Consider the following 9842-nt stretch of genomic DNA (forward strand, 5'->3'; position numbering starts at 1 on the left):
ACAGCCCGCGCGAGGCGACCGGCGGCGGGTCAGGCGGCCGCGGGGTCCCACGCCTCGAGGATGCGGCGGCGCAGCGCGTTGCCGCGCTCGGCGAACTCCCGCTGGCGCCGCACGTACTCGGCCTTGCCCTCGGGCGTCTCGATGCGCACCGGGGCGAACCCCCACGACGACAGGTCGTACGGGGCTGCCTCCATGTCGAGTCGGCGGATGTCGCGCGCCAGCTCGAACGTGTCCAGCAGGACTTCGCCCGGCATGAGCGGTCCGAGCTTGACGGCCCACTTGTAGACGTCCATCCCGGCGTGCAGACATCCGGGCTGGTCCAGAACCGGCTGGGTGTCGCGGGTCGGGGCGTGGTGATTGAGCGGCGCGGCGTCGGGCGTGAAGAACCGGAACGCGTCGTAGTGCGTGCAGCGCAGCTCGTGCGCGTCGACCACCGCGTCCGTGCCGTCCTGGCCGAGGCGGAGCGGCACCGGGTGGCGGTGCTCGCGCTGCCGGTACACCATCGCCCACTCGTGCAGGCCGAAGCAGCCGAACCGACCCGGCCGCTCCGCCGTCCGCCTCAGCATCATCTCGATCAGCCGCGCGAGCGAGCCCTTCTCGGCCGCGAAGCCGGCGCGGTCGACCGCCAGCGAGCCGGGCGCGGATCCGGCGACGTACCAGCGCCATCCGGCCCGCGGCTCGCCCGCGGCGTCCGCGAGCTCGACGCCCGCGCTGGGGTGCCAGCGCCGCAGGACGGCGGGCTTGTACGAGTAGTACGTGAACAGGAAGTCCCACACAGGGTGCATCTCGCCCCGCGCGGCGCGCTCGCGGTGCTCCGCCGTGAGCGCGTCGGCCCGCGCCTCGTGCGCCGCCTCGCGCGCACGCCACTCGTCGCGCGCGAGGCGCGTGACGGTGGCGGTGTCGAGGGCGGCCGACATGCTCAGCGGGCGAGCACCGCCGCCATCGCGCGGGACAGGTACCACGGGTCGACGACCGCCGTCAGCTCGCGCGCGGAGTGCATCGACAGGATCGGCACGCCGACGTCGACCGTGCGGATGCCCAGGCGCGTCGCGGCGATCGGGCCGATGGTCGATCCGCACGGCACCGCGTTGTTCGACACGAACTCCTGGGTCGGCACGCCGGCCGACTCGCACGCGGCGTTCCACGCCGCCGCGCCGTGCGCATCGGTGGCGTAGCGCTGGTTCGCGTTGATCTTCAGGATGGGGCCGCCGCCCGCCTCGGGGCGGTTCGCGGGATCGTGCTTCTCGGGGTAGTTCGGGTGCACGGCGTGGCCCACGTCGCTCGAGATGTGCAGCGACGCGGCGAACGCCTGCGCCCGCTCCTCGGGCCCCGCGTCCAGCGCGGCCGAGATGCGCGCGAGCACGTCCTCGAGGAACGGACCGGCGGCTCCCGAGCGCGACGCGCTGCCGATCTCCTCGTGGTCGAACGCGGCGTACATCGCGATGGAGCCCTGCGGCGCGGTCGCGAGCTGCGCGACGAGCGCGGCGTGCGCGGAAAGGAGGTTGTCGAGGCGCGCCGAGGCGAACAGCTCCTGCGCGTGGCCGAATGTGCGCGGCTCCTGCGTGTCGGCCGCGACGATGTCGTAGCCGCCGATCTCGGCCGCGTCGACCCCGGCGCGCGCCGCGAGCGCCTGCAGGATGTCGGCGCTCTCGGCGTCGCCGAGGCCCCAGACGGGCTGGGTGTGGCGCTGCTTGTCGAGCTTGAGGCCCTCCGTGTTCACGCCGCGGTCGAGGTGCACGGCGAGCTGCGGGATGCGCAGCAGCGAGCCGGTGCGCACGAGGTGCTCCGTGCCGTCGAGCGTGACGATCCGGCCCGCGAGCTCGAGCTCGCGGTCGAGCCACGAGTTCAGCAGCGGTCCGCCGTACACCTCCAGGCCCAGCTGCCACCAGCCGCCCGCGCCCTGCATGGTCGGCTTCGGCTTGAGTTTGAAGCCGGGGGAGTCGGTGTGCGCGCCGATGATGGTGAACGGCGTGATGGCGCCGGCGTCCTCGGGCAGCGCGAAGGCGATGACCGAGCCGTCGCGGAGCACGACGTAGCGGCCGCCGGGCTCGATCGACCAGGCGTCGGCCTCGTCGAGTCGCTCGTAGCCCGCGGCCTCGGCGCGCGATGCCGCCTCGGCGGCGGCGTGATAGGACGACGGCGACGCCGTCACGAACGCGGCGAGGTCCTCGATGTGGTCACGGGCATCTGCGGGAACTCGGTCGGCGATCATCGTCCCATTATCGCCCGGGGCCGTGACGGCCCGGGCGCCCGGGGTCAGGCCGCCGGGCGCGGCTCGATGAGCTCCGGGCCGTTGTTGCGGACGTTGCCGACCTCCTTGGCCACCGGGTGGTAGACGAGGGTCTCGGCGACGTACGGCGCCGCGTCGACGGCCGCGTCGAGCACGTCGCGCGGGTAGTCGACCGTCGGGTCGAGCCAGGCGTCGGCGTGGTCCGCGTCGAGGAACACGGGCATCCGGTCGTGGATCGAGCCGAGAGCGCCGATCGCGTCGCGGGTCAGGATCGTGAAGCTCAGCACCCACCGGTCCGGGTCGTCGTCCGCCTTCGCCGGGTCCTTCCACCACTCGTACAGGCCCGCGAACAGCAGGGGCGAGCCGTCCTCCGGGTGGATGAAGTGGGGCACCTTCTCGCCGCCGATCAGCTTCCACTCGTAGTAGCCGCTGGAGGGGATGATCGCGCGCCGCTTCTGCAGCGCGTTCTGGAACATCCGCTTCTCCTCGAGCTCCTCCGAGCGCGCGTTGAAGGCGCGGGCGCCGATCTTGACGTCCTTCGCCCACGAGGGGATCAGGCCCCAGCGCGCCACCTCGAGGCGGCGCGTGGGCGGCTCGGTCTTGGCCGAGTCGAGCACGATCGCGACCGGATCCGTCGGCGCGACGTTGTACGACGGCGGCGGCAGCTCGTCGGCCACCAGGTCCACGCGCAGCTCGCCCACGAGCTCGTTCCCCGCCTTCGCCACCACGAACCGTCCGCACATGCCGTCAGACTATGCCGGGCCGCCGGCACCCGTCCCGAAGACCGGATGGGTGCAAGCGGGTGCTACCTGTCGTGCGCGAGCAGGCCGACGGCCTCGAGGCGCTCGGCGAGGCCGGCGCCGTCATCGGCGGTGACCCACGGCACGGCCGCGGCCGAGTGGTCGTTGACGGCCGTGCGGCCACCCGCGAGCACGGCCTCGGCGGGGGACAGGCGGCGGATCGCCACGCCCGCGACCGACGACGGGTACTCGCTCGTGAAGCGGGTGTAGATCTCGTCGTCGTGCTGACCGTCGTCGCCGATCAGCAGCCAGCGCACATCCGGGAACTCCTCGGCGAGCCGGCGCAGGTTGGTCGCCTTGTGCTCCGAGCCGCTGCGGAACCAGCGGTCGTGCGTGGGGCCCCAGTCCGTCAGCAGCAGCGATCCGGCCGGGTAGAGGTGCCGCTGCAGGAAGCGGGTGAGCGTCGGCGCGACGTTCCAGGCTCCCGTCGACAGGTAGATCATGGGCATGCCCGGCTCCTGTCGCGTGAGGCGGCCGAGCAGCACGGCCATGCCTGGCACGGGCTGGCGCGCGTGCTCGGCGACCACGAACGAGTTCCAGGCCGCCAGCAGCGGGCGCGGCAGGGCGGTGACCATCACGGTGTCGTCGATGTCGCACACGACGCCCGTGCGGACGTCGGGCCCGACGATCTGAACGGGCGACTCGCCGGGCTCGCCGTTCTCGACCGACATCCGCACGATCTGCCAGCCGGGCTCGAGGTGGGCCTCGATCCGCGCGTCGATCACGCCGCCGCGGTCGGCCACGACCTCGTGCACCTCGTCGCCGATCGTGATCCGGACGGTCGCATAGCCGACCGGGATCCCGAGGAAGCTCCGCCAGCCGCGAACGCGCGCGAGCTGCCCGTTCGCGTCCCGCTTGGTCGGCGGCACGATCAGCACGCGGCCGAGGACGCGCACCCACCCGTCGCCGCCGTAGCCGGGGAACACGAGCACGGTCGGCTTGCGTCCGCGCCGTCGGGCGCGTCGCTCGCGCCACGCGTGGATGCGGCGCTCGAGCCGGGCGATCCAGTGGATCCTGTCGCGGGGCGTGGCAGAGGACATCCCGCACAGTCTTTCATGCGCCGTGCGCCCGGCACACGCCCGAAGGAGCCGATCAGTCGTGCATGTGACGATGCTCGATGCGGGCGATGATCTTCTTCACCGCGAACACGATCAGGATGAACAGCACGATCGCGCCCACGAACAGGTACCCCGCGTAGTGCGCGGTGCCCGACGCCTCGCGGTACCCGTGGGCGGCGCCGGCCGCGATCGAGACGTACAGCGTGGTCCAGAGCAGGCACGCGGGCAGCGTCCACGCGAGGAAGCGGCGGTACGAGTAGCCGCTCATCCCGACCGTCAGCGGGACCAGGGAGTGCAGCACGGGAAGGAAGCGGGACAGGAAGATCGCGATCCCGCCGCGCCGCCGCAGGTAGCGCTCCGACCGCTCCCAGTTGTGCTCGCCGATCCTGCGCCCGACCCAGGACGCGCGGATGTGCGGCCCGAGCCAGCGACCGAGCGCGAAGCCGATGGACTCGCCGACCAGCGCCCCCACGACGACCACGGCGCCGAGCACGAGCCCCTCGGTCAGGCTGCCGACGCCCGTGGCCGCGACGATCAGGACCGTGTCACCGGGCACCACGAGGCCGATCAGCACGCTCGTCTCCAGCATGATCGCCAGGCCCGCGATGACCGTCCGCAGCACGGGATCCACGGACTGGACCGCGCCGAGCAGCCAGTTGAGCGCCTCGTTCACGCCACGAGCATATGGGCGCTCACCGGGCGCTAACCTGGAATCTCGCATCAACGCGCTGTTTCGGCGTGCTCACGAACCGATTGGCTCATCACTCCCGTGTCGCAGACTCCTCCCGCACCCACCACCGCGCCCGTCGACGGCGCGTTCGACGTCCACGCCCTGCAGGCCAAGTGGCAGGCGTACTGGGAGCAGAACGAGACGTTCCTCGCGGGTGGCGAGGAGGACACCCGGCCCCGCAAGTACGTGCTGGCGATGTTCCCGTACCCGTCGGGCGACCTGCACATGGGTCACGCCGAGAACTACCTCTACAGCGACATCGTCGCCCGCTTCTGGCGCCACCGCGGCTACAACGTGCTCAACCCGATCGGCTGGGACTCGTTCGGCCTGCCCGCCGAGAACGCCGCCATCCAGCGCGGCGCGGACCCGCGCGAGTGGACGTACGCGAACATCGCGCAGCAGCGCGAGAGCCTGAAGGCGTACGGCGTCTCGTTCGACTGGAGCCGCGTGCTGCACACGAGCGACGACGACTACTACCGCTGGAACCAGTGGCTGTTCCAGCAGCTGCACGAGCGCGGCCTGGCCTACCGCAAGGAGAGCCCGGTCAACTGGTGCCCGAACGACCAGACCGTGCTCGCGAACGAGCAGGTCGTCGACGGCGCGTGCGAGCGCTGCGGCGCCACCGTGGTCAAGAAGAAGCTGACCCAGTGGTACTTCAAGATCACCGACTACGCCGACCGCCTGCTGGACGACCTGAACCAGCTGGAGGGCTTCTGGCCCCAGAAGGTGCTGCAGATGCAGCGCAACTGGATCGGCCGCTCGGTCGGCGCCGACATCGACTTCGAGATCGAGGGCCGCGCCGAGAAGATCACGGTCTTCTCGACCCGCCCCGACACCCTGCATGGCGCGACGTTCATGGTCGTCGCGCCCGACAGCGACCTGGCCGCCGAGCTCGTCTCCACCGCGTCGCCCGAGGCGCGCGCCCGCTTCCAGGAGTACCTGGAGCAGACGCAGAAGGAGACCGAGATCGAGCGCCAGGCCACGGACCGTCCCAAGACGGGCGTGTTCCTGGAGCGCTACGCGATCAACCCCATCAACGGCGAGCGCCTGCCGATCTGGGCCGCGGACTACGTGCTGGCCGACTACGGTCACGGCGCGGTCATGGCCGTGCCCGCGCACGACCAGCGCGACCTGGACTTCGCCCGCGCGTTCGACCTGCCCGTCCGCGTCGTGGTCGACACCACGGCGCCGATCACGGGCGCCATCCCCGTGATCGAGGTGGACGAGGACGGCGTGCCGATCGACCCGCAGCTGAGCGAGCTCGACCCGCGTCACACGGGCGAGGCGCTGACCGGCGAGGGCCGGATGATCAACTCGGGCAGCCTCGACGGGCTGTCCAAGCGCAACGCGATCGCCCGCGTGATCGAGGAGCTGGAGGAGAAGGGCCTCGGCCGCGCCGCCAAGCAGTACCGCCTGCGCGACTGGCTGATCTCGCGCCAGCGGTTCTGGGGGACGCCGATCCCGATGATCCACACGCAGGACGGCGAGATCGTGCCGGTCCCGGCCGACCAACTGCCGGTGCGCCTGCCGGAGGCCGCCGGCCTGGACCTGAAGCCGAAGGGCCAGTCGCCGCTCGGCGCCGCCGCCGGCTGGGTCGAGACGACGGATCCCCGCACGGGCGAGCCCGCGCTGCGCGACCCCGACACGATGGACACGTTCGTCGACAGCTCCTGGTACTTCCTGCGCTTCCTGTCGCCGGGCAATGACCAGGCCGCCTTCGACCCGAAGGACGCCGACCGCTGGGCGCCCGTGGACGCGTACATCGGCGGCGTGGAGCACGCCATCCTGCACCTGCTGTACGCGCGCTTCATCACGAAGGTCCTCTTCGACATGGGCCTGGTGGACTTCACCGAGCCGTTCTCGAGCCTGATCAACCAGGGCATGGTGATCCTGGACGGCGCCAAGATGTCCAAGTCCAAGGGCAACCTGGTGCTGTTCAAGGAGGAGCTCGAGCGTCACGGCGCGGACGCGCTGCGCGTCGCGCTCGCCTTCGCGGGCCCCGTGGAGGACGACAAGGACTGGAAGGACGTCTCGACCACGGGCGCCCAGAAGTTCCTGGCGCGCGCGCTGCGCCTGGCGCAGGAGGTCGCGAGCGAGCCCGACGTCGTGTGGGCCGAGGGCGACGCCGGCCTGCGCCGCGTGACGCACCGCCTGCTGGCCGACGCGCCCGTGCTGATCGAGCAGACGAAGTTCAACGTGGTCGTCGCGCGCCTGATGGAGCTGGTCAACGCGATCCGCAAGGCCGTCGACGGCGCCGCGGGCCCGGCCGACCCCGCCGTGCGCGAGGCGGTCGAGGCGACCGCGATGATCCTGGACCTGTTCGCGCCGCACACCGCCGAGGAGATGTGGCAGCTGCTGGGCTACGAGGGCTCGATCGGGCTCGTGTCGTGGCGCAGCGCCGATCCTGCCCTGCTGGTCGAGGAGTCGGTCACCGCGGTCGTGCAGATCGACGGCAAGGTGCGCGCGACGCTCGAGGTCGCGGCCAAGGTCGACCCCGACACGCTGGAGAACATGGCCCGCCGCGACGAGCGCGTCATCCGCGCGCTCGGCGGCAAGGAGATCGTGCGCGCGATCGTGCGCGCCCCGAAGGTCGTCAGCTTCTCGACGCGCTGAGGGCTCTCGTCCCCAGGCGGGCGGGCGTCGCGGGCTCTCCACGGAGGGCCGGATGCCCGCCCGCCGGCGTTCGCGCCCGACCTAGCGTGGGCGGGTGCCGGGCATCGAGGGGAGTCCCATCGAGCAGATCGCGCCGCCGCCGCGGCGCGTGAGACTCGGGCTCGGCGCGGTGATCGTCCTGGCGCTTGCCGCCCTCGCCGTGACGATCGGCATCGGGATGTGGCGCGGCGCGACCGCTCCCGTCGAGCATGTGACGGGCCCCATGCCGTCGGCCGGCGCGACGGTCGCCGCGGGGCGGATCTACGTGCACGTGGCGGGCGAGGTGCGCGCACCCGGGCTGTACGTGCTTCCCGCCGGCGCGCGGGTCGTCGACGCCCTCGCCGCCGCGGGCGGGTTCGGCGACGGCGCCGACCGAGGGGCCGTGAACCTTGCGCGCGTCGTGAGCGACGGCGAGCAGCTGGTCGTGCCGGCCGTGGGCGAGGCGCCGGTCGCGGCTGCGGGCGGGGCCGCGCCGGAGGGCGACGCGCTGATCGACCTCAATGCGGCCGACGCGGCCGCGCTGGAGGAGCTGCCGCGCATCGGTCCCGCGCTGGCGCAGCGGATCATCGAGTGGCGCCACGCCAACGGCCGCTTCACGAGCGTCGAGGACCTGCTCGCGGTCCCGGGCATCGGCGACCGCATGCTCGAGACCCTGCGACCGCATGTGCGGGTCGGGTGAGGCGGCGGCAACGGCTTCCGGAATTGCGTCATGGGGACCCGACAAAATACGGGGAATGCACAATCCTGAGCCGAAGGGGTGTTCACCCGACCCCTTATCTGACGACCCCCGGTCGGATTGGATCGTGCATGCCCCTCGACTTCGGCGCGCCGTTGCGCCCTCCGCAGGCTCCTCGGCTGTCGGACATGGTGTTCGATCGCCTCGCCGAAGCGATCGTCCACGGACAGATCCTCCCGGGAGAGAACCTGCGTGATCAGGGCCTCGCCGAGCGGCTGGGGGTCTCGCGGATGCCGGTGCGCGAGGCGCTGCTGCGGCTGGAGCGCGCCGGACTGGTCGAGACGTCGGCCAGCCGGTACACCCGGGTGATCGAGATCACGCCGGAGCGCACGCTCGAGATCGTCGAGCACGCCGGGTACCTGTACGGCGCGGCGACCCGCATGGCGACGCGACGCATGGACGACGCGCAGCGCACCGAGGCGCTCGCGCTGCTCGACGCCATCATCGCGGCGGGCACCGACAGAGACGCGTACTTCCAGGCGGGACGCGCGTACAACCGGCACATTCTCGCGTCGTGCGGCAACCGCAGCTTCCTGCTCGTCAGCGACCTGGTCTACACCGTGGACTACGTGACGAGGAACGTGTCGTTCGACGGGATCATGCACGTCGTGCGCCCGATGCTCGACCGACTGCGCCGGGCGATCGCGGAGGGCGACGCCGACGCCGCGGAGCGCGTCGTGCGCGAACTGCACGGGATCGACGGCGACCTTCCGGAGGTCGCGCAGCGCGCCATGAGCTGACCGCCGCGAGCCGGTCGTTCGTCCCCAGGCGGTGCGGTGCCGCGGGTGCTCCACGAGAGCGCAGGCGTCGCTCCGGCGCGACGCTCTGCCTCCCTAGCGTGGGCCCGTGTCGGTCATCGAGGGGCATCCCGTCATCCGGCGCGCGAGGCGGCCGTCGCTTTCGCGACCGGCGGCGGCCGCGCCATCGAGGTCGAGGTCGTGGTCGCCTCGAAGGTGGAGCGCCACGGCGATGCGCTGTGGCTCGACGCCGAGGCCGCGGCGGTGCGGCGGGGCGCGGACTCTCTGCTCGGCGCGGTGCCGGTGACCGTCAGCGTCCCGCAGGACGCCGTGAGCGGTGCCGGGCTGGATCTCGGTTCGACGGCGGTGGCGCGGGGCAGCGCGCAGCCGGGTGACGCGGGGGAGCGCGCGGCGCTGGTCGTGTTCGCCCGCGAGGTGCAGGTGACCTCGACCCCGCCGGCCGGGCTCGATCTCGCCGCGGAGCTGCGGGACGGACTGGTGGAGCGGGCCTCCGCCCTTCCTGCGCCGGGCGCGATGCTGCTGCCCGGCCTCGCGGTGGGGGACACGCGCGCGGTTTCCGAAGACCTGGATGCGGCGATGAAGGCGGCGTCGCTGAGCCACCTCACTAGCCGTGTCGGGGGACACGGCTAGTGAATCGGCCTGGGTTTCGTTCCGTTCTTGAAGCAAGGATGGAACGCGATGAACCGGAAGTACTCTCCCGAGATGCGCGAGCGCGCGCTGCGGATGCTCGATGAGGCCAAGGCCTCCGGTGAGCACTCGAATCTGATGTCTGCGGTGCGGCATGTGGCCGGTCTCCTCGGCATGAGCGCGGAGACGCTGCGGGTGTGGCATCGTCGTCGGGAGGTCGACGCGGGCGCGAAGCCCGGTGTCCCGAGCGA

The 9842-nt window shown here is 72.2% G+C and carries 9 protein-coding genes and 1 pseudogene; 5 read left to right on the plus strand and 5 right to left on the minus strand.

Annotation, left to right across the window (positions count from 1 at the left end; translation table 11 throughout):
• Window positions 1–29: 29 nt before the first annotated feature.
• The 5 genes from B5M43_RS08120 to B5M43_RS08140 all read right to left on the minus strand — a co-directional run bounded on the left by B5M43_RS08120 (window position 30) and on the right by B5M43_RS08140 (window position 4761).
• Window positions 30–917 (minus strand): 3-methyladenine DNA glycosylase, encoded by an 888-nt coding sequence (locus B5M43_RS08120; protein ID WP_134746227.1) that lies wholly within the window; start codon window positions 915–917, stop codon window positions 30–32.
• A gap of 2 nt (window positions 918–919) precedes the next feature.
• The gene (locus tag B5M43_RS08125; protein WP_134746228.1) at window positions 920–2212 is read right to left on the minus strand and encodes a M18 family aminopeptidase; all 1293 of its coding nucleotides are present in this window, start codon (window positions 2210–2212) and stop codon (window positions 920–922) included.
• Window positions 2213–2256: 44 nt separating this feature from the next.
• The gene (locus tag B5M43_RS08130; protein ID WP_134746229.1) at window positions 2257–2973 is read right to left on the minus strand and encodes an SOS response-associated peptidase; all 717 of its coding nucleotides are present in this window, start codon (window positions 2971–2973) and stop codon (window positions 2257–2259) included.
• A gap of 62 nt (window positions 2974–3035) precedes the next feature.
• Entirely contained in the window at window positions 3036–4070 is a 1035-nt protein-coding gene (locus B5M43_RS08135; RefSeq protein WP_134746230.1) for an App1 family protein, read from the minus strand.
• 52 nt (window positions 4071–4122) lie between these two features.
• Entirely contained in the window at window positions 4123–4761 is a 639-nt protein-coding gene (locus tag B5M43_RS08140; RefSeq protein WP_134746231.1) for a DedA family protein, read from the minus strand.
• Between the two features lie 96 nt (window positions 4762–4857).
• Here B5M43_RS08140 and leuS point away from each other — a divergent pair, with 96 nt between their 5' ends.
• The 5 genes and pseudogenes from leuS to B5M43_RS08165 all read left to right on the plus strand — a co-directional run.
• Window positions 4858–7431 (plus strand): leucine--tRNA ligase, encoded by a 2574-nt coding sequence (gene leuS, locus B5M43_RS08145; protein WP_055988836.1) that lies wholly within the window; start codon window positions 4858–4860, stop codon window positions 7429–7431.
• A 94-nt stretch (window positions 7432–7525) separates the two neighbouring features.
• The gene (locus B5M43_RS08150) at window positions 7526–8149 is read left to right on the plus strand and encodes a helix-hairpin-helix domain-containing protein (protein WP_230667816.1); all 624 of its coding nucleotides are present in this window, start codon (window positions 7526–7528) and stop codon (window positions 8147–8149) included.
• A gap of 185 nt (window positions 8150–8334) precedes the next feature.
• Window positions 8335–8946: a GntR family transcriptional regulator gene (locus B5M43_RS08155; protein WP_230667818.1), complete on the plus strand. Its 612-nt coding sequence runs from the start codon at window positions 8335–8337 to the stop codon at window positions 8944–8946.
• A gap of 198 nt (window positions 8947–9144) precedes the next feature.
• On the plus strand, window positions 9145–9594 hold the full coding sequence (locus B5M43_RS08160) for a hypothetical protein (RefSeq protein ID WP_230667820.1): 450 nt from the start codon (window positions 9145–9147) through the stop codon (window positions 9592–9594).
• A 48-nt stretch (window positions 9595–9642) separates the two neighbouring features.
• Window positions 9643–9842: pseudogene (locus B5M43_RS08165) on the plus strand (IS3 family transposase); the annotation flags it as partial.

This window comes from Microbacterium sp. MEC084, assembly GCF_004514465.2.
Classification (GTDB): domain Bacteria; phylum Actinomycetota; class Actinomycetes; order Actinomycetales; family Microbacteriaceae; genus Microbacterium.